Source organism: Thioalkalivibrio sp. ALJ12 (genome assembly GCF_000378305.1).
In the GTDB taxonomy this organism is placed as follows: Bacteria; Pseudomonadota; Gammaproteobacteria; order Ectothiorhodospirales; family Ectothiorhodospiraceae; genus Thioalkalivibrio.
The window spans coordinates 241,187-263,327 of the sequence record NZ_KB899540.1; the positions used below are offsets into that span (position 1 = coordinate 241,187).

General features: G+C 68.1%; 23 protein-coding genes. 14 read left to right on the forward strand and 9 right to left on the reverse strand.

Annotated elements, in window-relative coordinates; all coding sequences use genetic code 11:
* Window positions 1–11 precede the first annotated feature (11 nt).
* The 5 genes from F467_RS0111370 to F467_RS0111390 all read left to right on the forward strand — a co-directional run bounded on the left by F467_RS0111370 (window position 12) and on the right by F467_RS0111390 (window position 4,430).
* Window positions 12–431 carry a DUF302 domain-containing protein gene (locus F467_RS0111370; RefSeq protein WP_018138452.1) on the forward strand — a complete coding sequence of 140 codons (420 nt, stop codon included), beginning with the start codon at window positions 12–14 and terminating at the stop codon, window positions 429–431.
* Window positions 428–1,540 carry a glycolate oxidase subunit GlcE gene (gene glcE, locus F467_RS0111375; protein WP_018138451.1) on the forward strand — a complete coding sequence of 371 codons (1,113 nt, stop codon included), beginning with the start codon at window positions 428–430 and terminating at the stop codon, window positions 1,538–1,540. The genes F467_RS0111370 and glcE overlap by 4 nt, the downstream gene beginning before the upstream one ends.
* Before the next feature lie 3 nt (window positions 1,541–1,543).
* Window positions 1,544–2,809, forward strand: coding sequence for a glycolate oxidase subunit GlcF (gene glcF / locus F467_RS0111380; protein WP_018138450.1), 1,266 nt, complete (start codon window positions 1,544–1,546; stop codon window positions 2,807–2,809).
* 64 nt (window positions 2,810–2,873) lie between these two features.
* Window positions 2,874–4,055, forward strand: a complete 1,182-nt coding sequence (locus F467_RS0111385; RefSeq protein WP_018138449.1) for an alanine--glyoxylate aminotransferase family protein — start codon at window positions 2,874–2,876, stop codon at window positions 4,053–4,055.
* A gap of 45 nt (window positions 4,056–4,100) precedes the next feature.
* Window positions 4,101–4,430 carry a hypothetical protein gene (locus F467_RS0111390; protein ID WP_018138448.1) on the forward strand — a complete coding sequence of 110 codons (330 nt, stop codon included), beginning with the start codon at window positions 4,101–4,103 and terminating at the stop codon, window positions 4,428–4,430.
* A gap of 123 nt (window positions 4,431–4,553) precedes the next feature.
* Here the strand turns inward: F467_RS0111390 and F467_RS0111395 are convergent, their stop codons facing one another.
* The 6 genes from F467_RS0111395 to F467_RS0111420 all read right to left on the reverse strand — a co-directional run bounded on the left by F467_RS0111395 (window position 4,554) and on the right by F467_RS0111420 (window position 10,531).
* Complete coding sequence (locus tag F467_RS0111395; RefSeq protein WP_018138447.1) at window positions 4,554–5,084, reverse strand: phosphatase PAP2 family protein; 531 nt, start codon at window positions 5,082–5,084, stop codon at window positions 4,554–4,556.
* A complete protein-coding gene (locus F467_RS0111400; protein WP_018138446.1) occupies window positions 5,059–6,246 on the reverse strand; it encodes a glycosyltransferase family 1 protein in 1,188 nt (395 codons plus the stop codon). The genes F467_RS0111395 and F467_RS0111400 overlap by 26 nt, the downstream gene beginning before the upstream one ends.
* Before the next feature lie 65 nt (window positions 6,247–6,311).
* Window positions 6,312–7,058, reverse strand: coding sequence for a 1-acyl-sn-glycerol-3-phosphate acyltransferase (locus tag F467_RS0111405; RefSeq protein ID WP_018138445.1), 747 nt, complete (start codon window positions 7,056–7,058; stop codon window positions 6,312–6,314).
* 4 nt (window positions 7,059–7,062) lie between these two features.
* Complete coding sequence (locus F467_RS0111410) at window positions 7,063–7,878, reverse strand: GNAT family N-acetyltransferase (RefSeq protein ID WP_018138444.1); 816 nt, start codon at window positions 7,876–7,878, stop codon at window positions 7,063–7,065.
* A 113-nt stretch (window positions 7,879–7,991) separates the two neighbouring features.
* Window positions 7,992–8,405: a rhodanese-like domain-containing protein gene (locus F467_RS0111415; RefSeq protein WP_018138443.1), complete on the reverse strand. Its 414-nt coding sequence runs from the start codon at window positions 8,403–8,405 to the stop codon at window positions 7,992–7,994.
* A gap of 92 nt (window positions 8,406–8,497) precedes the next feature.
* Window positions 8,498–10,531, reverse strand: coding sequence for a thioredoxin domain-containing protein (locus F467_RS0111420; protein ID WP_018138442.1), 2,034 nt, complete (start codon window positions 10,529–10,531; stop codon window positions 8,498–8,500).
* Window positions 10,532–10,603: 72 nt separating this feature from the next.
* On the opposite strand from F467_RS0111420, the gene lgt reads away from it, so the two are divergent.
* The 4 genes from lgt to F467_RS0111440 all read left to right on the forward strand — a co-directional run bounded on the left by lgt (window position 10,604) and on the right by F467_RS0111440 (window position 13,428).
* Complete coding sequence (gene lgt, locus F467_RS0111425) at window positions 10,604–11,449, forward strand: prolipoprotein diacylglyceryl transferase (protein WP_018138441.1); 846 nt, start codon at window positions 10,604–10,606, stop codon at window positions 11,447–11,449.
* 1 nt (window position 11,450) lies between these two features.
* Complete coding sequence (locus tag F467_RS0111430) at window positions 11,451–12,269, forward strand: thymidylate synthase (RefSeq protein WP_018138440.1); 819 nt, start codon at window positions 11,451–11,453, stop codon at window positions 12,267–12,269.
* Window positions 12,269–12,763, forward strand: coding sequence for a dihydrofolate reductase (locus tag F467_RS0111435; protein ID WP_018138439.1), 495 nt, complete (start codon window positions 12,269–12,271; stop codon window positions 12,761–12,763). Before F467_RS0111430 ends, F467_RS0111435 begins: the two co-directional genes overlap by 1 nt.
* Before the next feature lie 206 nt (window positions 12,764–12,969).
* Window positions 12,970–13,428 carry an RT0821/Lpp0805 family surface protein gene (locus F467_RS0111440; RefSeq protein ID WP_018138438.1) on the forward strand — a complete coding sequence of 153 codons (459 nt, stop codon included), beginning with the start codon at window positions 12,970–12,972 and terminating at the stop codon, window positions 13,426–13,428.
* Between the two features lie 39 nt (window positions 13,429–13,467).
* Here F467_RS0111440 and F467_RS0111445 read toward each other — a convergent pair whose 3' ends face one another.
* Together F467_RS0111445 and F467_RS0111450 are read right to left on the reverse strand one after the other, a co-directional pair.
* Complete coding sequence (locus F467_RS0111445; RefSeq protein ID WP_018138437.1) at window positions 13,468–15,012, reverse strand: BCCT family transporter; 1,545 nt, start codon at window positions 15,010–15,012, stop codon at window positions 13,468–13,470.
* Between the two features lie 24 nt (window positions 15,013–15,036).
* On the reverse strand, window positions 15,037–15,468 hold the full coding sequence (locus tag F467_RS0111450; protein ID WP_018138436.1) for a YbhB/YbcL family Raf kinase inhibitor-like protein: 432 nt from the start codon (window positions 15,466–15,468) through the stop codon (window positions 15,037–15,039).
* A gap of 196 nt (window positions 15,469–15,664) precedes the next feature.
* Here F467_RS0111450 and F467_RS0111455 point away from each other — a divergent pair, with 196 nt between their 5' ends.
* Genes F467_RS0111455 through F467_RS0111465 form a run of 3 tightly spaced genes read left to right on the forward strand, consistent with a single transcriptional unit; the run spans window position 15,665 to window position 19,863 of the window.
* A complete protein-coding gene (locus F467_RS0111455; RefSeq protein ID WP_018138435.1) occupies window positions 15,665–17,065 on the forward strand; it encodes an MBL fold metallo-hydrolase RNA specificity domain-containing protein in 1,401 nt (466 codons plus the stop codon).
* Window positions 17,066–17,086: 21 nt separating this feature from the next.
* Entirely contained in the window at window positions 17,087–18,766 is a 1,680-nt protein-coding gene (locus tag F467_RS0111460; RefSeq protein ID WP_018138434.1) for a Na/Pi cotransporter family protein, read from the forward strand.
* Window positions 18,763–19,863 carry an RNA ligase gene (locus tag F467_RS0111465; protein ID WP_018138433.1) on the forward strand — a complete coding sequence of 367 codons (1,101 nt, stop codon included), beginning with the start codon at window positions 18,763–18,765 and terminating at the stop codon, window positions 19,861–19,863. The genes F467_RS0111460 and F467_RS0111465 overlap by 4 nt, the downstream gene beginning before the upstream one ends.
* A gap of 10 nt (window positions 19,864–19,873) precedes the next feature.
* Here F467_RS0111465 and F467_RS0111470 read toward each other — a convergent pair whose 3' ends face one another.
* Complete coding sequence (locus tag F467_RS0111470) at window positions 19,874–20,464, reverse strand: RNA ligase partner protein (protein ID WP_018138432.1); 591 nt, start codon at window positions 20,462–20,464, stop codon at window positions 19,874–19,876.
* A gap of 136 nt (window positions 20,465–20,600) precedes the next feature.
* Here F467_RS0111470 and F467_RS0111475 point away from each other — a divergent pair, with 136 nt between their 5' ends.
* Together F467_RS0111475 and F467_RS0111480 are read left to right on the forward strand one after the other, a co-directional pair.
* A complete protein-coding gene (locus tag F467_RS0111475) occupies window positions 20,601–21,452 on the forward strand; it encodes an HDOD domain-containing protein (RefSeq protein ID WP_018138431.1) in 852 nt (283 codons plus the stop codon).
* Window positions 21,453–21,531: 79 nt separating this feature from the next.
* A complete protein-coding gene (locus tag F467_RS0111480) occupies window positions 21,532–22,122 on the forward strand; it encodes a BLUF domain-containing protein (RefSeq protein ID WP_018138430.1) in 591 nt (196 codons plus the stop codon).
* Window positions 22,123–22,141 lie beyond the last annotated feature (19 nt).

Genomic DNA, 22,141 nt, shown 5'->3' on the forward strand with positions numbered 1-22,141 from the left:
AAGACGGCACCATGGAACAACCCAAGTACGGCTTTAACGTGATTCTGAGCGTCCCGATGGATACGGCCATCGAGCGCACGACAGCGGCCCTCGGCGAGGAGGGCTTCGGCATCCTCAGCGAGATCGATGTAGCCGCCGCCTTCAAGAAGAAGCTGGATCTCGATCATCGCCCCTATCGCATCCTCGGCGCCTGCAACCCGCATCTCGCGCGTCATGCCATCGAGGCCGATCCCAACATCGGGCTGCTACTACCCTGCAACGTCCTGGTGCAGGACAACCAGGACGGGACCTGCACCGTCGGCTTCATGGACCCGGTAGCGGTGATGGCCCTGGTGGACAAACCGGGCGTCGAGGCCCTTGCCAGCGATGTCCGGGAACGCCTCGAACGGGTCCGCCAGGCACTGGAAGCCGGTGAGCCTGCCACCCGGTGAGAGATAACAAGGACCATGCCGCGCCGCTCGCGGAGGCGATTCGCGAGGCCAGCGTTGCGGGGACCCGAATCGCCGTGCGCGGCGGGCGCCAGCATGGTGATCAGAGCTTCCCCGACGGCCTCCCCTCCGGTGTACTCCAGCTGGAGACCCGCGAGCACCGGGGTATCGCGACCCTGGAGCCGAGCGAGCTGGTCGTCACCGTGCGCAGCGGAACGCCCGTGGTCACGCTGGACCAGGCGCTGGCCGAGGTCGGCATGATGCTCCCCTTCGAGCCCGCGCTGGGTAATCCCGAAGCCACCGTCGGCGGCATGGTCGCGCTGGGGATGTCGGGACCGCGGCGCCCGTGGGCCGCCGCGCTACGCGATGCGGTGCTGGGCACCCGGGTTGTGAACGGACGTGGCGAGATCCTGCAGTTCGGCGGCCAGGTCATGAAGAACGTCGCCGGCTTCGATGTCTCCCGTCTGATGTGCGGCAGCCAGGGCGGTCTCGGGCTGATCCTGGAGACCAGCTTCAAGCTGCTGCCAAGACCGCCCTGCGAGCGCTACCTGCAACGCGAGGATGATGCGGAGTCGTTCGTCGCGCGCTGCAGCGCCTGGGGGCGCACCGGGTGGCCGTTCTCGGGGATCGCCTGGCACGACGGCGTCACCCATATTCGGCTCGGTGGCGGCGAGGAGGCGGTCGACGAGGCCATCCAGCGCATCGACGCCGAACCGGGCGACCCGGCCCGGGGCTTCTGGGACGCGCTGAGGGACCGCAGCCTGCCCCTGTTCACGGACGAGCTGGCCGCCGAGGCCCGGCTGTGGCGGATCAGCCTGCCGCCGGCGACGGAACCGCTCGCGCTTTCCGGCGAATGGCTGATGAACTGGGGTGGCGCGGAGCGCTGGCTGCGCACGACGGAGCACGCTGAGACCGTGCGCCGCGTCGTGACCGACGCCGGCGGGCACGCCCGCCTGTGGCTCGGCGACGCCCCGGGCGTGCCCCGCCTGCACCCGCGCGGGGAGGCACTGGAGGCCCTGGAAGGCCGCCTGCGCGAGTCCCTGGACCCGGATGGCGTCTTCTTCGCCCCCCTGCTGCCGAACCCGCGCTCCCGCCGGCCGCGCACGACCTGAGCCATGGAGACCCGGCTGCACAAACGCTTCGCCGATGACCCGGCCGCGCGCATTGCGGAGGATGCGCTGCGCGCCTGCGTGCACTGCGGCTTCTGCAACGCGACCTGCCCGACCTACCAGGAACTGGGCGACGAGGTCGACGGCCCGCGCGGCCGCATCTACCAGATCAAGGAAATCCTCGAATCCGGCGAGGCCAACCCGACCGCGCGCACCCACCTGGACCGCTGCCTGACCTGTCTCAACTGCATGACCACCTGCCCCTCCGGCGTGGATTACAACCACCTGGTCGCCTATGGCCGGGAGGTGATCGAGCACGACCTCGACCGAAACTGGCGTGACCGGGGCCTGCGCAGCCTGCTGGCCCGCGCCCTGCCCGCACGCTGGCCGTTCCGAATGGCCCTGGGGCTGGGGCGCCTGGTCCGCCCCGTCCTGCCGGCGACCCTGCGCCGTCGAGTACCCGCGCGACAGGAAGCCCACGAAACGACACAACCGACCCCTTCGCCAACCCTGGAAGGTTTCCCCCACGGGCGCATCCTGCTGCTGGCTGGCTGCGTACATGACGCGATTGACGCACGCACCAACGCCTCGCTGAAGAACCTGCTGGGGCGCCTCGGCATCGACGTCGTGGAAGTCGCTGAAACGCGTTGCTGCGGCGCGGTCGAACATCACCTGGCGTTCGAGGAGCGCGCCCGGCAACGGGTGCGCGCCAACCTCGACGCCTGGAAAGGCGTACTCGACCAGGGCGTGGACGCGGTGGTCAGCACCGCCAGCGGCTGCGGTGTGATGCTGCGCGACTACGGCCACCTGCTGGCCGGCGACCCCGACTACGCGGAACGCGCACGCACCGTTGCCGAGCGCGTACGCGATCCGGTGGAACTGTTCACCCCCGCTGCCGTACAGAAGCTGGGCATCCGCGCGCCGCAAGGCCACGACCCGATCGCCTGGCACGCCCCCTGCACCCTGCAGCATGGCCAGCGCCTGGCCGGGCGCGTAGAGCCGCTGCTGCAGACGGCCGGCTTCGAACTGGTACCCACAGCGGAGCCACACCTGTGCTGCGGTTCGGCGGGGACCTATTCGATCACCCAGCCGGCGATGGCCGCCCGGCTGCGTACCCGCAAGCTGGACAACCTGGAGGCCGCCGCACCCGCGCGCATCGTGACGGCCAACGTCGGTTGCCAGACGCATCTCCAGTCCGGGACCGACACCCCGGTCGAGCACTGGCTGACGCTGCTCGAACGCCATTGCCCGGCAACTCCCGCCGGTGCGTAGGGGCGCTTGCCCGGACCGGTTCGGCACACTAGATTCCCCCTTTTCCAATCCGGTAGACGCATCCATGCAGGCAAAATCCTTCCTCCCCCCGCAGCGCACCCTGATGGGCCCCGGCCCCTCCGACGTGAATCCGCGCGTGCTGAGCGCGATGAGCCGCCCGATCATCGGTCACCTGGATCCGGTGTTCGTCGGCATGATGGAGGAGATGAAAGGCCTGCTGCAGTACGCGTTCCAGACCGAGAACGCGCTGACCCTGCCGGTCTCCGCTCCCGGCTCTGCCGGCATGGAGACCTGCTTTGCCAACCTGGTGGAGCCGGGCGACAAGGTGATCGTCTGCATCAACGGCGTGTTCGGCACGCGCATGAAGGAGAACGTCGAGCGCTGCGGCGGCACGGCGGTGGTGGTCGAGGATGACTGGGGCGCCCCGGTCTCCCCGGGCAAGGTCGAGGACGCACTGAAGGGCAACCCGGACGCGAAGATCCTCGCCTTCGTGCATGCCGAGACCTCCACCGGCGCCTGCTCCGATGTCGAGACCCTGTGCCGGATGGCCCGCGAGCACGACTGCCTGACCATCGTGGACGCGGTCACCAGCCTGGGCGGCAGCCCGCTGAAGGTCGACGACTGGGGCGTGGATGCGATCTACTCCGGCTCGCAGAAATGCCTGTCCTGCACCCCGGGTCTTTCGCCGGTCAGCTTCAGCCAGCGTGCGGTGGAGCGTATCCAGGCGCGCAGCCACAAGGTGCAGAGCTGGTTCCTCGACCTGAACCTGGTGATGGGCTACTGGGGTGGCGGCGGCAAGCGCGCCTACCACCACACCGCGCCGATCAACGCCCTGTATGCGCTGCACGAGTCGCTGGTCATCCTCGCCGAGGAAGGCCTGGAGAACAGCTGGACCCGCCACGCCCGCCACCACGCAGCCCTGCGCGCGGGCCTCGAGGCCATGGGCCTGACGTTCCTGGTCGACGAGGCCCACCGCCTGCCGCAGCTCAATGCCGTGCACATCCCCGAAGGCGTGGACGAGGCCGCCGTGCGTGCGGAGCTGCTGGAGCGCTACAACCTCGAGATCGGCGCCGGGCTCGGCCCCTATGCCGGCAAGGTCTGGCGCATCGGCCTGATGGGCCATGGCGCGAACGAGCGCAACGTGTCGCTGTGCCTGTCCGCGCTGGAGGCGGTGCTGGCCGACATGGGCGCGGTGAAGCCGGGCCAGGCCCTGGCCGCCGCCCGCGCGAGCTACAAGCAAGCGTAGCGCTGGACCACCCGAGCCAATAACCAAACCTGCGGGAGACGCAACATGACGCTATCCGAACTGCTGCAGTACCTGGACGAAAATATGGACGGGGTCTTCCTGGACGGCGACCCAGCCGCCACGCTGGACAAGGCACGCGAAGGCTCGCACCGCAACCCAATCGCCGCCGAGGTGCTGGTGGCGTTGATGGACGGTGCCGGCGCCGATCGTCCGGATGCCACCCTGGAGCGCGCCGAGGCGGTCAAGGCCATCGGCCCGGTACGCCTGAAATACATGGCCGACGACGCCCCGGTCGAGGGCTTCCGCCTGGTCGAAAAGACCATCGTCACCATCGACGCCGCCTACAACGACGAGGCCCTCTCCTCACGCGGCTGACCCCCATCCCCCGCCGTCCCGGAAACCGCATGGCGGTTATCCGGGACCTCGCGTGCACTGGCGGCGGCCGGCACGACGGAACACTTCCTGGACGACAGGTCGCAACCGCACCATCGGGCCCGTTCAAACCAGACCGGCCAGTGCCAGCACCGCCCCGGCCATACTAGCCCCGATCAGCGCCCCCATCGCGACGTCGCTGGGATAGTGCAGCGCCAGCACCAGGCGCGAAGCGGCGACCAGGGCGGCGAACGGCACCACCAGCCAGACCCAGACGGGGAACCATGCCACCAGCACGACGGTGAATCCCACCGCATGCATGGTGTGGCCGGAGGGGAGGCTGAACTCGTCCAGTGGATCTACCGTGCGGGTGAACGGACGGTCGCGGTTGCACGGTCGCGGCCGACTCGTGCGGCGTTTCAGCCACTTGTACAGCGGTAATGACGCCAGCCCCACCGCGGCCATCTGCAGGCTGACCCAGGCGGCCTGCGGACCGTGGAACAGCGGCAGCAGGAGCATCAGCCCGTACCAGAACACCCCGTCCCCCAGCCGGCTGATCAGTCCGAAGAAGCGGCTGATCGCCCACTGACGATTGACCTGATTGCACAGCTGGCAGATCGCCAGCTCCGCCTCATCCATGCGCCGAGGCATGCGCATCACGGGCCTCCGTCTGCACCAGTTGCACCAGGACCGACTCGAAGCCGCCGATCACTTCGGACCAGTCCAGCGTGGACGCATGCTCCCGCGCACGCGCGCCGAGCAGCGGCCACTGCTCGGGATGGCCGGCGAGCTCGCGTGCCGCGCGCACGAAGGCCTGCTCGTCGACCCGGCGACTGCCGGTCAGCGAAACGCGGACACCCGATACGCCATCGGCCAGGTGCTCGTGAGCGGCGGCCGTATCGAAAGCGAGCACCGGAAGGCCGCTGGCCATGGCCTCGATCACCACATTGCCGAAGGTCTCCGAGGTCGACGGGAACAGGAACAGGTCCCCACTGGCGTAGTGCTGCGCGAGGGCCTGTCCGGTCTGCTGCCCGGCGAGAATGACATCCGGATGCGTACGCGCCAGACGCTCGCGCTGAGGGCCATCCCCCACCAGCACGAGCCGCGCATCGGAACGAATCGTCTGGATCGCGCGGAAGGCGGCGATCACCAGATCCAGATTCTTCTCCGCGGCCAGGCGTCCGACATGAATCACGACCGGCACCGGGCCACTCGCACCCCACTGCCCCCTCAGGGTCCGGGAACGACGCGCGGGGGTGAAACGCCGGGTATCCACCCCCCGCGCCAGGACACCTACTCGTTGAAACCCCTGATCCCGCAGTTCCTCGGCCAGCGCACGGGTGGGTGCCAGAGTGGCGCCACAGCGGTTGTGAAACCGGCGCAGCAGACGCCGCACCGGGAGCGTCAGCAGCCCCAGCCCGTAGTGGCGGGCATAGCCATCGAAACGCGTGTGAAAACCCGAGGCCACCGGGATGCCGAGCTGCCTGGCCACCGCCAGCGCGGCATGCCCGAGGGGTCCTTCGGTGGCGATGTACGCGACATCCGGGGGGGAGTGCCGCCACAGGCGGCGCAAGCGTCGAGTGGAGGGGAGGCCCATGCGCAGCCCCCGGTAGCCGGGGATCGCGATACCGGGCAGCGTGACATCCTCGGGGCTCGTTGCATGCCGGGGCCCCGCGACGGGCCGATCGAGCCCCTGCCGCGGGCGAATCACCTGGACCCGATGGCCCCGTTCCCGCAGCCCCTCGGTCAGCCGTTCGAGGGTATGCGCCACACCATTGACCTCGGGTGGCCAGGTCTCGGTCACGAGGGCCACGTTCAAACGACCTGGATTCGGGCCACGCGATGCAAGGGAAAACGGGGCTGGCATCGTCGCGGCCTCCATGGTCAGCGCGCCTTTCGTCGCTTCGTGGCGGGCGGGTCCAGGGGCTCGGCGGGCAGCCCCAGTCGCTCGACGATCGCGTCCCGCGAGGCCTCGGCCAGCGAGCGGCGATCCTCTTCGGCGGTTTGCAGCGGCGCGAGGAAATGCACCTGCACGCGGGTCTCGCGGCGGCACAGCAGCTGCCAGGCATTCACCAGCAGGCGGTCGTCGTCGGTATAGGCGACGGGGACCGGGCCGCCCTCGGGGCGCTCGTAGTCCAGCGCCACCGGCTGCACCGGATGGCCGTTCTCGGCCACCGCGGCAAACAGGCGCGGATGAAAGCGGCGCACGCCCTGCCCGCGGCTGGTCGTCCCTTCCGGGAACACGACGAAGTGCCGGCCCTCGTCGAGGCCCTCGCGCATGGCCTCGATGTGGGCGTTCGCCTCGCCCGCACCGCGGCGGATGAAACGCGTGTCGTGCTGGCGCGCCAGCCAGCCGATCACCGGCCAGCGGGCAATCTCGTCCTTGGACAGAAAACACGGGTCCACGGCCGCGCCGATCAACGGGATGTCCAGCCACGAGACGTGGTTGGCAACCACCAGCGAGGCCTGTTGAGGCCGTGTACCGGTCAGGCGAAAGCGCACACCCGCCAGCCACAGCGCGCGATCGTACCAGTCGCGGCGGATGCGGCTGCGCGTCTCGAAGTCATCACCCCGGCGCGACATGCGCCAGGTCAGCCAGACGCCTTTCAGCAGGTGCAGGAGAATGCGCATCAGCCTACCCGATGCCCGCAGGCTTCCCGTCATGGTGCAACCCTCGGCTTGCGGGCGCGATCGCGCCCAGGAAGTGCCGATGGTAGCGATCCGGAAGGTCCCTGACATCCAGTAGGACCAGCAGGTCGGCGACGTTGAAGTCGGGATCGTGACAGGCCTCGCCACAGATACGGGCGCCCAGGCGGAGGTAGGCCTTGAGCAGCGGCGGCAGACCGGCGCGCGACGGCGTGCCGTGCCAGATGCTGAGCGAGTTGGGCAGTGGGCGGCGCGGCGTGACTCGGAGGCGCGACGGGCCGCGGTGGAACAGGCGCAGCCACGAGAGCTGAGCCGGGGTCTGTTCGGTCAGCGGCAGACTGGCGCAGCCCATCAGATACTGATACTGCCTCGCGGTCATAAAGCGGGCGAGACCGGACCACAGCGCGTTGATCGCCGCACCCTGGCGCTGATCCGCGCGCACACAGGTGCGCCCGATCTCCAGCGTCTTGCCGGGCAGATTCATCAACGGACCCAGCTCGAACTCGGCCAGTGAGTAGAAGCCACCGGCAATGGCCGCGCTCTCCTCGGTCAGGATGCGTGTGCAGGCGACCAGCTCCCCGGTGCGGGGCTCGCGTACCAGGAGGTGATGGCAGTGGGGGTCCAGATAATCGGCACCCAGCTCGCGTTCGGCGTCGGGGATCCGCGCGCCCATCTCCTCCGCGAACACGGAGTAGCGCAGGCGCTGAGCGGCCTCCAGATCGCCCGGTCCGGCGGCCAGATGAACGCGAAAGCCCGTCTCGGCGTGAGCCGCCTTTACGGGCGGGATGATCTGCGGTGCGGACATGGGCGCCACCTCCGGTTGAACTGTCCCGGAGACTACGCCCGCGATTTGACGGCCTCGTGTAACCCGCGTGACGTTCCCGTGAACACGCCACGGGTGTCAGCAGGGAGGGTTTTCTACGGCAGCTGACCGGTATAGGCGCCGGATTCCACCGGCAGGTCCTCGGCCTCCCAGCCCTTTATGCCGCCGGCCACGTTCACGACCTGGCCAAAGCCCATCTCGCGCAGGCGCTGCACCGACATCGCGGCACGTCCGCCCGTGGCGCACATCACGGCCACCGGCTTCTCGCGGGCGTTGACCAGTGCATCGATGCGATGCGGGGTGTTCGGATCCGCCGCGCCTTCGAGCAGGCCGCGCGGGATCAGCAGCGAATTCGGCACATGGATCTTTTCGTATTCATACGGCTCGCGCACGTCCACCAGCAGCCAGTCCTCGCCGGCCTCCATCTTTTCGGAGAGGTCCTCGGGGGTGATCTCCTCGACGTTCTGGCGCGCCTCGGCGACGAAATCCATCAGCTTCTTCTCGCTCATTCGAACCTTCCCTTTTGCAATGATCTGGATGTTTTTGTGGGAGCCTGCTTGCGGGGCTGACCCATTCTACTGTGGGTGCGCGACCAGGCGTTTCAACCCGGTGAGAGCGCGTTGTCCAGCGCCGCGGGGTCGGTTACCGGCGCCTCGCAGTGCAGGCCGCGGCAGAGATAGGCGCGCACGCCAGACTCCGGCGGCGCCTTCTCCGCCAGGGCCGCCGGCAGGTCGTCGACCTCGCCCGCGATGGCGAAGCCCCATGCCGGATGGCCCTGTGACCGCAGGCGCTGCTGCCAGGCCGGCAGCTCGTCCGCCGCGCCGCGCAGCACGACGAGCGGCGGCGGCTGCTGGTGCATATCCAGCGCAATCAGCAGGCTCATGTGGCCCAGCGGGGCCTGCTCGATCATCGGCCCGGCGTTGGCCAGCGTGCGTTCGGCGGCCTCCAGGTAGCGCGGCTCGGCCAGCAGGAAGCCGAGTTTCTGCATGGCCTGCGCGGCGATGCCATTGCCGGCGGCCATCGCGTCGTCGGCGTAGACCTTGGGCCGCTGGATCAGCGCCTCGTGATCGCGCGCGGTGTAGAAGAAGCCGCCGTGCTCGGTATCCTCGAAGTCGTCCAGCAGGGCCTCCGCCAGGGTCGTAGCCCAGCCCAGCAGGTCGCTGTCCCATTCGGCTTCCAGCAGCGCCAGCGTGGCCTCCAGCAGCAGGGCGTGGTCGTCCAGATAGGCCCGTGGCAGCTCGCCGGTCGCCCCTTCGCGGTAGCTGGCAAACAGCCGGCCATCGCGCCAGAGCCGTTCGCGCACCGCATCCATCGCCGCGCGGGCGAGTCCCAGCCAGTCGGGCCGCTCCATCGCACGCGCGGCGCGGGCGAGCCCGGTAATCATCAGCGCGTTCCAGGCGCCCAGGATCTTGTCGTCGCGATGCGGCCGCACGCGCTGCTCCCGCGCGGCCAGCAGGCGCTCGCGGGCGCGGCCGAGGCGCGCGTTCGCCTCGGGCTCGTCGATGCCCAGGGCATCGGCCACGGTCGCGATCGGGACCACCTCGTGCAGGTGCCAGCGACCCTCGAAGTTCGCCGGGCCGTTCAGTCCCCAGACCCGACTGGCGACCGCCCATTCGTCCTCCGCCAGCAGGCCCTCGACCGTCTCCGGATCCCAAACGTAGAAGCGGCCTTCCTCCCCTTCCGAATCGGCATCGAGACTGGAGTAGAACGCGCCGGAGGGGTCGCGCATCTCGCGCTCCAGCCAGGCGACCGTCTGCTCGGCCACATGCCGCGCGAGGTCGTCACCGGCGGCCGCGCGCTCGGCATACAGGCCCAGCAAAGGCCCGTTGTCGTAGAGCATCTTCTCGAAGTGCGGGATCATCCAGCGCGCATCCACCGAGTAGCGGCAAAAGCCGCCGCCGACCTGGTCGAAGATCCCGCCGGCGGCCATCGCCACGAGCGTCCGCTCGAGCATGCGGTCGGCCTCGGCATCCTTGTGGCGCGCCGCATGCCAGGCCAGCCACTCGAGGCTGGCCGGGTGCGGGAACTTGGGTGCGTCGCCGAAGCCCCCGAACTGCTCGTCGAAGGTCTGCGCCAGTTCCGCCCGCGCCTTGTCCAGCACGCCGATCGCCGGGATCGCCCCGCCCGCCGGGCGGTAGATGCGTGCCAGCGCCTGCTGCAGCGATTCGTTCTGGCGCTGGATCTCGTCGGGATGCTCCGCGAGGAAATCGGCCACCCGGGTCATCAGGTCGACGAACGACGGCAGTCCGTGGCGCGGAGTGCTGGGGAAGTACGTGCCGGCAAAGAACGGCACCTGGTCAGGGGTCAGGAACACCGTCAGCGGCCAGCCTCCCGGGCGCTGGGACAGCAGCATGTGCGCGTTCTGATAGATACGGTCGAGGTCGGGACGCTCTTCGCGATCCACCTTGATGTTGATGAAACGTTCGTTCATCACCTCGGCGGTGGCCGGGTCCTCGAACGATTCATGCGCCATCACGTGGCACCAGTGACAGGCGGAGTAGCCGATCGACAGCAGGATCGGCTTGTCCTCACGGCGGGCGCGCTGCAGCGCGTCCTCGCCCCACGGATACCAGTCCACCGGGTTGTCGGCATGCTGTAGCAGATACGGGCTGCTGGCCCCGGCCAGTCGATTCATCGCACGACCTCCCTGGAAAGCGGATTCGCCCCGACGGGTACAGGTGCACGCCAGGGCCAGGCCGGGTAGCATGTGCAGCCGATTTTCCATCCGCAAGCGACCATGCCCACGCACCCGTTTATCGATCCGGTAGCCCTGTCGCTGGGCCCCCTGACCCTGTACTGGTACGGGCTGATGTACCTGATCGGCTTCGTGGCCTTCTGGGCACTGGGCGCCTGGCGTGCGCGCACGCAGGGCTGGGCGCCCCTGCAACCGGTTCAGGTCGGCGACCTGCTGTTCTGGGGCGCGATCGGCGTGATTATCGGCGGGCGCCTGGGCTATGCCCTTTTCTACAACCTGGATGCCACACTCGCCGACCCGGTCAGCCTGTTCCGTGTCTGGGAAGGTGGCATGGCCTTCCACGGCGGCCTGGTCGGGGTACTCGTAACCTCCTGGCTCTATGCACGCCGGCTGGGCGTGGGCTTCTTCCGCCTGACGGATTTCATTGCACCGCTGATCCCGATCGGCCTGGGCGCGGGACGCATCGGGAACTGGATCAACGGCGAGCTGTGGGGCAAACCCACCGACCTGCCCTGGGCGATGATCTTCCCGGCCGCCGACTACGTGCCGCGCCACCCATCGCAGCTCTACCAGGCGTTCCTCGAGGGGCTGGTGCTGTTCGTGGTGCTGTGGATCGTCTCGCGTCATCCGCGCCGCACGGGGCTGGTCTCCGGGCTGTTCCTGACGCTCTACGGCGGCTTCCGCTTCCTGGTCGAATTCGTGCGCGTGCCGGATGCGCATATCGGCTATCTGGCCTTCGACTGGCTGACGCTCGGCCAGGTACTGAGCCTGCCGGTCATCCTGTTCGGGATTGGTCTGATCCTCTGGTCACGCAAGAATGCCGTGCCGGAATCCCGCCCGGCCACCGAGAACGCCTGACATGCAGCAATACCTCGACCTCGTCCGCCACATTCGTGAACACGGCACCGACCGCCCGGACCGCACCGGCACCGGCACGCGCTCGGTGTTCGGCTACCAGATGCGCTTCGACCTGGCCGCGGGCTTTCCGCTGGTCACCACCAAGCGCACCCACCTGCGCTCGGTGATCCACGAACTGCTGTGGTTTATCCGCGGCGAGACCAACATCGGCTATCTCAAGGAACACAAGGTCCGCATCTGGGACGAGTGGGCCACCGAGGACGGCGATCTGGGCCCGATCTACGGGGCACAGTGGCGCAACTGGGCCGGGCACGACCAGCTGGCCGAACTGGTGGACAACCTGAAGCAACGCCCCTACTCGCGGCGCCACATCATCAGCGCCTGGAACGTGGCCGACCTGCCGGACGAGTCCGTCTCACCACAGGAGAACGCGACCGCCGGGCGCATGGCGCTGGCGCCCTGCCACACCCTGTTCCAGTTCTACGTCGCCGACGGCCGGCTGTCCTGCCAGCTCTACCAGCGCAGTGCCGATGTGTTCCTGGGTGTGCCGTTCAACATCGCCAGCTATGCCCTGTTCACGCACATGCTGGCGCAGGTGGCCGGCCTGGAACCGGGCGACTTCGTGCATACCTTCGGCGACGCCCACCTGTATCACAACCACGAACAGCAGGTGAACGAGCTGCTGGGCCGCGAGCCCCTGCCGCTGCCCACCCTGCACCTGAATCCCGAGGTCACGGACCTGTTCGCGTTCACCTTCGACGACATCGAGGTGCGCGACTACCAGTCGCACCCGCCGATCAAGGCGCCGGTGGCGATCTGATGGCGGCCCCCGAGATCCACCTGATCGTCGCGCTGGACCCGGACCATGTAATCGGACGCGACAACGATCTGCCCTGGCATCTGCCGAAGGACCTGCAGCACTTCAAGCGCGTGACCGACGGGCACCCGATGATCATGGGCCGGCGCACGTTCGAGTCCATCGGTCGCCCCCTGCCGAAGCGCCGCAACCTGGTGCTGACCCGCCAGGCAGACTGGCAGGCCCACGGCGTGGAGGTCTATCCGGACCTGGACAGCGCCCTCACCTCCATCCCCGAGGGCCCGGCCTTCGTGATCGGCGGCGCAGGGCTGTTTGCCGAGGCCCTGCCCCGGGCCTCCGTGCTGCACCTGACACGCGTGCACGAACCCCATGCCGGGGACACCTGGTTCCCGGCCATCAACCCCGATGACTGGGACTGCGTCTGGTCCGAACACCACGAACCCGACGACCGCCACGCCTGCGCCTTCACCTTCCAGCGTCTGGAACGTCGCCGCTAACCCCCACCCTGCCATGGGACACTGTGCCGGCCCGGAAAGCCTTCGCGGGCAGGCCGCGCCACTCGTGCCTATACTCGGTAGAAACACCCAGGACCGCAGGTCGCCCTGACGGCGCTGCACCCGATGGTTCCGGACCGGCAAGCTCACAAGCGGCGCGCTGTTGGTCGAGCCCGGTCATATCCAACAGCTTCGCGCGGAGGGATGCCATGCTGCGCAAGACGACCTACACGATCCTTGCGGCCGGGGCGCTTGCCCTTTCCGGCTGTGCACACTACGGGGGACAGGAGCAGGCCGGCATGGTGATCGGCGGCGCCCTGGGAGGCCTGCTCGGCGCCGAGGTCGGCGCGGGGCGTGGGCGCACCGCCGCGATCATCGCCGGCACCCTGGCCGGCGCGGCGATCGGCGGCGCAGTCGGCCGCTCGATGGACGACGTCGACCGCATGAAGACCGCCCAGACCCTGGAAACCGTACGCACGGGGGTGCCAGCGCAATGGGTCAATCCGGATACCGGACACCAGTATGCGGTGACCCCCACCCGGACCTTTGATACCGCGACCGGACCCTGCCGCGAGTACACCATCGATGCGACCATCGGTGGTCAGCGCGAACAGGTCTATGGCACGGCATGCCGCCAGCCGGACGGGAGCTGGCAGGTCCAGAGCTGACCGCAGCACACCCAGCCCGGTCGCTGCCCGAGCGATGGGTCAGCGCCAGGGCGGATCCACGCCCTCGACCCGGTACTCGCGGCCCAGCGCGCGCATCAGGCTGATGCAGCAGAACACCAGGATGATGGCGACCGGCAGCCCGGCGGTCAGGGAACCGGTCTGCAGGCTGTCCAGCGCGCGCTCGCCGCCAACGATCAGCAAGGTGGCGGCCACTGCCCCCTCGGTAATGCCCCAGATCACCCGCTGGCGCTTCGGCGAGTGCTTCGAGCCGCGCGAGATCAGCGCATCGACCACATAGGTGCCCGAGGCCGACGAGGTGATGAAGTAGGTCGCAATCAGCAGGGTCGCCACGCCGGAGGCGATCGTGGTCCAGGGCAGCTGCGCCAGGGTCGCGTACAGGGCCACGGTGGTGTCCTCGGCGACCGCCGCGGCGATACCCGCGCCATCGTCGAACAGCTCCATGTGCAGCGCGGTGCCGCCGAAGATCGCCATCCAGGCGAACACGAACAGGCTGGGCAGGGCGAGCACGCCGACGATGAACTCGCGGATGGTGCGCCCGCGCGAGATGCGCGCGATGAAGATGCCGACGAACGGCGACCAGGCGATCCACCACGCCCAGTAGAACATGGTCCAGTCCTTCTGCCACTGCGAGCCGCCGATGGCATCGGTGTGCAGGCTGAGCTGGACGATCTGCTGCAGATAGCCGCCGGTGGAGTCGAGGAAGAAGCGCAGGATGAACAATGTGGGCCCGGCGATCAGCACGAACAGCATGAAGCTGATCGCCAGTACCAGGTTGAACACGCTGACCCACTTCAGCCCGCGGTCCAGCCCGGAGATCACCGACAGCACCGCCACCGCGGTGATCGCGGTGATAATGCCCACCTGCCACCAGTGCGAGACCGGCATGTCGACCAGCACGTTGAGCCCGGTATTGAGCTGCATCGCCCCGAAACCCAGCGAGGTGGCCAACCCGAACAGGGTGCCGAATACCGCGAGGATGTCGATCACATGCCCGATCGGGCCGTAGATGCGGTCCCCCAGCAGCGGGTAGAAGATCGAACGGATGGTCAGCGGCAGGCGGTGACGGAAGCTGAAATAGGCGACCGACAGCCCCAGCACCACGTACACCGCCCAGGCGTGCAGTCCCCAGTGAAAGAAGGTGTAGACCATCGCCTGGCGCGCGGCCGCGTCGGTCTCGCCATCGCCGGTCGGCGGATGCTGGTAGTGCAGGATCGGCTCGGCCACGCTCCAGAACACCAGCCCGATCCCCATGCCGGCAGAGAACAGCATCGCGAACCACGCGGCAAAGCCGAACTCCGGCCGGTCATCCGGCTGCCCCAGGCGGATGGCCCCGTAGCGGCTGAAGCCCAGCCAGATCAGAAAGCCGAGGAAGAAGGTCACCACCAACAGGTAGCCCCAACCGAGATACTCGGTGATGAAGCCGTGGATCCTGGCGAACACCTCGCTGGCGGTGTCGGGGAAGATCACCCCGAAGGCGACGAACACCACCACCATAATCGCGGAGGCAGTGAACACCGTCGGGTTCACCGTGGCGAAGAAGGCCTCCGGTCGGTAGTGGCTCATGCCGCGACCTCCCCGCGGGCGGAATCAGGCCGGCGCATCGGGATCCGCGCCCGCGTCCGCCGAGCACAGCGCCCCGGTGAGGTCCGCCTCGTCGAGCACGTGCCCCTCGGCCACGGCATCGAACTGGCTGCGGGTCGCCCCCGCCTCCAGCTCCAGCTCGGCATCCAGCGCCAGCAGGCGGAAGCGGTAGTGATGACAGCCCTCCGGCGGCACCGGGCCGAGATAGCCGACCTTGCCGAAGGCATCCATCCCCACGCGCCCCTCGCGGGGCAGGTGCAGGGCATCCACGCAATGCGTATCCGGTGGCAGGTTCCAGACCAGCCAGTGGGTGACCTCCCCCAGCGGCGAGTCCAGGTCTTCCAGGATCAACGCGAGACTGCGTGCACCCGCCGGCACATCACGAATGTCCAGCTGCGGCAACTCGTTGGCATCCCGCGCCGAGACCTCGATCGGCATCCGTTCTCCGTCTGCAAACGCCGGACTGCTCAGCCGCATCGCCTTGCAACCTACCCCGTGGTCCTGTTGACAGCCTCGCCCGCCGGCCGGGGTGGGTCAACCCATGCGGTCAACTGCCACGCCCGGGCGTTGATCCGGATCAAGTGCGAACGCTTTGCTTGCCCATTACACCCACGTCCCGCGTACACTTCCCCTCATGGCACAACTGACCTTTCAGGGGGCAACCGGCGAGGTCACCGGTTCGCGTTATCTCCTCGAGACCGACGACGCCCGCATCCTGCTGGAATGCGGCATGCACCAGGGCAACAGCGAAGCGGACGAGGCCAACCGCGCCTCGCTCGTCGAACTGGCGGAAACACTCGACGCAGTGGTGCTGTCGCACGGCCACCTCGACCACTCGGGGCTCCTGCCCAAGCTGGTGCGCGATGGCTACCGCGGCCCGATCTACTGCACGCCAGGCACCGAGGAGCTGCTCGAGATCATGCTCGAGGACGCCGCGTTCGTGATGAGCAAGGACATCGAGTGGGAGAACAAGTGGCGCCGGCGCGCGGACAAGCCGCTGCTGGAGCCGGTCTATGACATCGACGACGTCGCCACCACCCTCGGGCTGTGCGAGGCCGTGCCCTACGGCCAGGCGCGCAAGATCGCGGGCGGAATTGGCCTGACCTTCCGCGATGCCGGGCATATCCTCGGTTCCGCGATCGTGGACCTGATCGTGCCCTCCGGCGGGCGCGATCGGCACCTGGTGTTCTCGGGCGATCTCGGCAACGCCGACGCCGTGCTGATGCACGACCCGGCACGCCCGGAACACGCGGATCACGTGCTGCTGGAGAGCACCTACGGCGACCGCGACCACCGCCCGATGGAGGAGACGGTCGAGGAGTTCGCGCAGGTCCTGGCCGAGGCCGACAAGAGCGGCGGCAACGTGCTGATCCCAGCCTTCGCCGTGGGCCGCACCCAGGAGATCCTCTACCACCTGAGCATGTTGCACCACGCCGGGCGCCTGCCGCAGCAGAAGGTCTTCCTCGACAGTCCGATGGCGATCAAGGTCACCGAGCTGTACGCCCGCCTGCGCCGCACGCTGGACCCGGAGGACATGGACCGGCTGCACCAGGCCGCGAATGGGGATCCGGCGGCCTACCTGCCGGGGCTGCAGGTCTGCCGCACGGTCGAGGAATCCATGGCGATCAACCGGATCACCGGCGGCGCGATCATCATCGCCGGCTCCGGAATGTGCAATGGCGGGCGCATCCGGCACCACATGAAGTACAACCTGTGGCGGCGCGAGGCGCATCTGGTGATCGTCGGCTTCCAGGCGACAGGCACGCTGGGCCGGCGCCTGGTCGACGGCGCCGAGCGAGTCAAGCTCCTGGGCGACGAGGTCGCGGTGAACGCGAAGGTCCACACCCTGGGCGGCTTTTCCGCCCATGCCGGGCGCAGCCAGCTGATCGACTGGGCGCGCGCCTTTCAGGACCAGCCGGTATTCCACCTCGTGCACGGCGAGCCGGAGGCGCGCGAGGCCCTGGCCACCGGCCTGCGTGACGAGCTGGGGGCCGAGGCGCATGCACCCGCCTTCGGCGAGACCATTACGCTGTAACTGCGCGAAAAATAAGGACCGATGCCGGAGGCCGAAGCCGTCAGCACCTACGCCCTGATCGCCGGCTTCCTCGGCGGTCTCGGGCTGTTCCTGCTCGGGATGACCCTGCTGACCGACGGCCTGAAGACCGCCGGCGGCAGGGCGTTGCAGCACATCCTCGGGCAATGGACCCGCACCCGGCCGCGTGCCCTCGCCTCGGGCATGGGCGTGACCGCGCTGGTGCAGTCCTCCAGCGCGGTCACGGTCGCCACCATCGGCTTCGCCAATGCCGGTCTGCTGACGCTGGGCCAGTCGGTCTGGGTAATCTTCGGCTCCAACGTCGGCACGACCATGACCGGCTGGCTGGTCGCACTGATCGGCTTCAACATCCGCATCGAGGCCTTCGCCCTGCCGGCGATCGGCATCGGCGCCCTGCTCTACCTGTTCATGAAGGCCGCACGGCCGCGCTATCTGGGCCTGGCGCTGGCCGGCTTCGGTCTGCTGTTCTTCGGGATCGACGTGCTGCGCGAGGCCTTCGAGGGACTGAGCGCCACCTTCGACCTGGGCGCGCTGGCGCGTCCCGGTTTCGCCGGGCTCCTGATCATGGTCGGCATCGGGGCACTCCTGACCGTGCTGATGCAGAGCTCCTCGGCCTCCATGGCCATGGCCCTGACCGCCGCGATGAGTGGCGCGGTACCGCTGGAAGCGGCCGCCGCGGCCGTGATCGGCGCCAACCTCGGCACCACGGTGAAAGCGCTGCTGGTCGTAATCGGCGCAACCCCGAACGCCAAGCGCGTCGCTGCGGCCCATGTGATCTTCAACGGCCTGACCGCGATCGTTGCGCTACTGATCCTGCCCTGGTTCCTGGCCGCGATCGCCTGGATCTGGGGCAGCACCGGCGAGGCCCCGGCGCCGGCGGTGCTGCTGGCGCTGTTTCATACCGCGTTCAACCTGCTCGGGGTGGCGCTGATGGTGCCAGTCGCCCCGCCGATGATCCGCTGGCTGCAGGGCCGCTTCCGCACTATCGAGGAGGACATCGCCCGGCCACAATACCTGGACCGCAGCAGCTCCGGGGTCCCGGATCTCGCCCTGCAGTCGCTGATCCAGGAGACCGAGCGCCTGGCCGACATCGGCCACTCGATGGCCCGCGAAGCCCTGCAGACCGCGCCGCCGGCGGCCGGCACCCTGGACCGCAGGCGCCTGGCCGCGGAGCAGCTGACCCAGGCCATCGCCGACTTCGCGGCCCATACCGCGAACCACCCAATGCCAGAACAGGTCGGGCACGGAATCGCCGAAACCGTGCGCATTGCCCGCTACCATCGCGAGGTCGCCATACTGGCCGACGACATCGCCGACCTGCGCCGCCAGTCCAGCGGCGAGGAGCGCCCGATCGTGACCGAACAGCGCCGCGCCTGGCAGGAACAGGCGATCCGCGCCCTGGACCTGTGCAACCTGGAGGCGGACGATGGCGACAATGGGCATGAACTGGCCGCCGCAGAGGCTGTAGACACGGTGGAATCCGCCTATGCCGAATTGAAGGCCGCCCTGCTGCGCGAAGGCACCTTCGGCTCGCTGAGCATGGCCGAGATGGAACGACAGCTGCGGATCATCAGCATGGCGCGGCGCCTGGTAACCCAGGCCGGCAAGGCCCGCCGCCACACCGAGGCCCTGAAGGATCAGATCCGGGGCCTGAGGAAGACCCCGACAGAAGAGAACGCATGATCGACCACGAAACACTGCAGGATGCCGTCGCAAATCGCCGCGCCGAGGCCCTGACGTTTGACGGGCTGGAGTACGCACGGCTGCTGGAACCGGTTAATCACTACCCGCGCGGATCAGTAGTATTGCCGGACGGTTCAATAATCCCCGGCTACCCGGCAATCGGACGCATCCAGTCGCTGGAAGCCGGGCTGCCCCGTCAGTTCGACCAGCCCTTCTGGGCGGAGGAGAAGATCGACGGCTTCAACGTGCGCATCCTGCGCTGGCACGGGCGCATCTATGCCTTCAGCCGCGGCGGCTACGTCTGCGCGTTCAGCACAGACCGGGTGACGGATTTCATGGACCCGGTGATCTTCGACGCCGAGCCCGACCTGATCCTGTGCGCAGAGATCGCCGGTCCGGATACGCCGTACCTGGAAGGTTCCACCCCCCGGGTCGCACACGATGTGGGCTTGTTCGTCTTCGACTTGATGCGCCTCGGCCAGCCCGGCTTCGTGCCCCAGCCAGAGAAATTCTCTTTGATCGAGCACCACGCACTGCCCCCGGCGCCCCTGCACGGACAGTTCACCCCACACGACACCCAGGCGCTCGGGCAATTGATACGGCGGCTGGACGAGGAAGGGGCCGAGGGGCTGGTCCTGAAGACCGTGGACGGGCAGCACCGCGCCAAATATGTCACCGGGAGCTCGTGCATCTCCGATATTCGCGTATGTTCGGAACAACTGCTCGACCTGCCGCCAGAGTATTTCACCAACCGCCTGACGCGCCTCGCCATTTTTCTGTCCGAGCACCCGTCCCGGCACCACACCGATCTGGAACAGATTCTCGGCGATGCGCTCCTTTCAGGGCTTTACGGGGCGGTCGGGCAGCACCGCCGGCAGGGCCATGTCGGCCATCGCTATCGCTGCCGCTTCCGCGAGCGTGCCAACGCGCTGCATTTCATGAACCACATGCGTGCCACCGGCGGACGCCACGTGGCCTTCGCCGACGACGCACCGCGCCAGGAAGATGGCTACTGGCTGCTGGAATTCGACCGCCAGTTCGACCGCATCACCGGCACACTGGCCTCCGCCCTGGCCGGCGAACGCCAGTACGATTGAGCCGGCGCGCTCAAATGCCGGGGCGCTCCGCCTCTGCGAGGTTCTCCATCACCCGGCGCAGATAATCGGCGGTGACGAGCTTGATGCCCATGCGGTTGCCCAGTTTGCGCATGCCCTCATCGGCACTGGCCAGCTCCGCATCCAGCTCCATCGCCAGCAGAACAGCATCGACGTCCTCGCGCGAGTCCACCAGGCCCTTGCGCATGGCCTCGCGAAAGCGCTCGCGCAGCTGGGTGATGAGCTCAGGTTTGAGCGACTCCGCCGCACCCGCCTGGCGCGTGTGCTCCTCGGCGATGCGCAGCCCGCGGTCGATACGCGTGCGCACCTCGTCGATGAACTCGTAGAGGATGTCGCTGGGTAGTGTCAGGGCGAAGCGACGCGGCGAGCGCACCCAGACCACGGTCTCAAAATCCGCGGCCAGGGCCTCCAGGTCGCGCATGCCGCGGAATTCCTCGTACACCGACAGCGGCATGTAGAACTCGGCCGGGCAATCGCGCGCCAGATGCAGAAAGGTGCGCAGGATGTCCTCCGCGTCCGCGCCAAACTGGCCCGCCACATGCGGGTTGGTGAACACACTGGTATCCAGCACGAAGCGGCGCATCACGACCTCCTGTCGGGTTCTTTCTCCATCATCGGCGGCGACCGCAAACCCGTCAACCAAGGCCATGTTCGGATCGGCGCCAGGGGCACCCTGTGGCATAATCCCGCCTGACCTCCCAGCCATACAGGGACGACCCTTGGCCACCCGCGCGGAAGTGGAAAAATTCCTCGAGCGATTGCGCTCGGATCTGGAACGTCAGCAGATCGATATCCCGACCCTTCCGGATATTTCCGTGCAGGCGCTGTTTATCGTGCAGGACGACACCAGCTCCATCGCCGATCTGGTCAACCTGATTTCGCGTGACACGGCGCTGGCGACTCGGCTGGTGCGCCATGCCAACAGCCCCGCCTATCGGGGACTGAGCCGCTGCGCGACCATCCGCTCCGCGGTGACCCGACTGGGCATGGAGCGGGCGCGCCAGACCATCATCGCCCTGTCGATGAAAGAGGTCTTTCAAAGTGGCAACGACGCGATCCGGCAACGCATGGAAGCATTGTGGAACCACAGCCTCGAGGTCGCGATCATCAGCTATCTGCTGGCGCGCCGGCATCCGCATCTGGACCCGGACACCGCCCTGCTCGCCGGCCTGGTGCACGACATCGGGATGATCCCGATCCTGCGCCGTGCGGAGAAGACGCCGGCGATCTACGAGGATCCACGCGCCCTGCAGGCAGCGGCAGATGCCGCACACGTCGCGATCGGCCGAGCGATGCTGAAGAACTGGAACTTCGAGCCGGAGATCATCCGCGCGGTCGCGGACCACGAGAACCTCCAGCGCGAACCAGATGCCGAGTCCCCGATCAGCTACAGCGACGTCGTACAGGCCGCCAACATCGAAAGCCATGTCGGCACCCCCCACCGTCTGGCCCACATCGATCGCGAAGGGGTCGCTTCGCTGCGCCGCCTGGCCCCGCGTTCGTCCACCCGGGACCTGGACTGGGAAAGCGACGCGATTGGCCTGGAGCACGTCAACCAGATCATCGAATAGGGTCGACGCTCATCCCACTGCGGAACGTCCGACCCCGGGCGTGGTCTTCCCTACATATCCATTCAGAGATGTTCCGCTGATGACGCTCCAGCTGGTGTATGTCAGCCGCGCGGCCTTTGCGCGCCACGAACATCCCGCCCAGGGCATCGAGCCCGAGGTCGGGCGGATCCTGCTGCAGTCGCGCCAGAACAACCCCCGGGCCGGCATCGTGGGTGCCCTCTATTACGGCGACGGCCACTTCTTCCAGTGCCTGGAGGGCGAGCCCAAGGCCGTCTACGCGACTCTGGAGCGCATCCGTTGCGACCCGCGCCACGAAGAGATCACCGTACTGCGCGAACGCGAGCTGGAGCGCGCAGGCTTCGGAGAGTGGTCGATGAAATATGTCCCCGCGGCCGGCGAGGTACGCGCCCTGTTGCAGCAATTCGGGCAGCGCCGGTTCGATCCCTTCGGCTTCGACGACCAGCAGATTGAAGCGATGCTGGATCTCCTGCGCAGCGGACGCGACAGCGAACTGGAGGCGACACCCGCGATCAGCGGGAGCACGCCTTCAACGAGCCCCGCCCCGCCGGGCGATCGGCGTCGCCTGCTAGCCCTGGCGGGCTGGGTCGCGGCCGCCGTGGCCGCAGGCATCGCCGGTACGGCGGGCTATCTGTTCCTGGCCGGGGGCTGAGTTAGCCACCCCCCGCAGC

Bases quoted from the DNA above. Each gene is read 5' to 3' on its own strand.
- F467_RS0111370 (WP_018138452.1), top strand. From the start codon at position 12: ATGGAACAACCCAAGTACGGCTTTAACGTGATTCTGAGCGTCCCGATG.
- glcF (WP_018138450.1), top strand. From the start codon at position 1,544: ATGGAGACCCGGCTGCACAAACGCTTCGCCGATGACCCGGCCGCGCGC.
- F467_RS0111385 (WP_018138449.1), top strand. From the start codon at position 2,874: ATGCAGGCAAAATCCTTCCTCCCCCCGCAGCGCACCCTGATGGGCCCC.
- F467_RS0111390 (WP_018138448.1), top strand. From the start codon at position 4,101: ATGACGCTATCCGAACTGCTGCAGTACCTGGACGAAAATATGGACGGG.
- F467_RS0111395 (WP_018138447.1), bottom strand. From the start codon at position 5,084: ATGCGCATGCCTCGGCGCATGGATGAGGCGGAGCTGGCGATCTGCCAG.
- F467_RS0111405 (WP_018138445.1), bottom strand. From the start codon at position 7,058: ATGCGCATTCTCCTGCACCTGCTGAAAGGCGTCTGGCTGACCTGGCGC.
- F467_RS0111410 (WP_018138444.1), bottom strand. From the start codon at position 7,878: ATGTCCGCACCGCAGATCATCCCGCCCGTAAAGGCGGCTCACGCCGAG.
- F467_RS0111415 (WP_018138443.1), bottom strand. From the start codon at position 8,405: ATGAGCGAGAAGAAGCTGATGGATTTCGTCGCCGAGGCGCGCCAGAAC.
- F467_RS0111420 (WP_018138442.1), bottom strand. From the start codon at position 10,531: ATGAATCGACTGGCCGGGGCCAGCAGCCCGTATCTGCTACAGCATGCC.
- F467_RS0111430 (WP_018138440.1), top strand. From the start codon at position 11,451: ATGCAGCAATACCTCGACCTCGTCCGCCACATTCGTGAACACGGCACC.
- F467_RS0111435 (WP_018138439.1), top strand. From the start codon at position 12,269: ATGGCGGCCCCCGAGATCCACCTGATCGTCGCGCTGGACCCGGACCAT.
- F467_RS0111440 (WP_018138438.1), top strand. From the start codon at position 12,970: ATGCTGCGCAAGACGACCTACACGATCCTTGCGGCCGGGGCGCTTGCC.
- F467_RS0111445 (WP_018138437.1), bottom strand. From the start codon at position 15,012: ATGAGCCACTACCGACCGGAGGCCTTCTTCGCCACGGTGAACCCGACG.
- F467_RS0111450 (WP_018138436.1), bottom strand. From the start codon at position 15,468: ATGCCGATCGAGGTCTCGGCGCGGGATGCCAACGAGTTGCCGCAGCTG.
- F467_RS0111455 (WP_018138435.1), top strand. From the start codon at position 15,665: ATGGCACAACTGACCTTTCAGGGGGCAACCGGCGAGGTCACCGGTTCG.
- F467_RS0111460 (WP_018138434.1), top strand. From the start codon at position 17,087: ATGCCGGAGGCCGAAGCCGTCAGCACCTACGCCCTGATCGCCGGCTTC.
- F467_RS0111465 (WP_018138433.1), top strand. From the start codon at position 18,763: ATGATCGACCACGAAACACTGCAGGATGCCGTCGCAAATCGCCGCGCC.
- F467_RS0111470 (WP_018138432.1), bottom strand. From the start codon at position 20,464: ATGCGCCGCTTCGTGCTGGATACCAGTGTGTTCACCAACCCGCATGTG.
- F467_RS0111480 (WP_018138430.1), top strand. From the start codon at position 21,532: ATGACGCTCCAGCTGGTGTATGTCAGCCGCGCGGCCTTTGCGCGCCAC.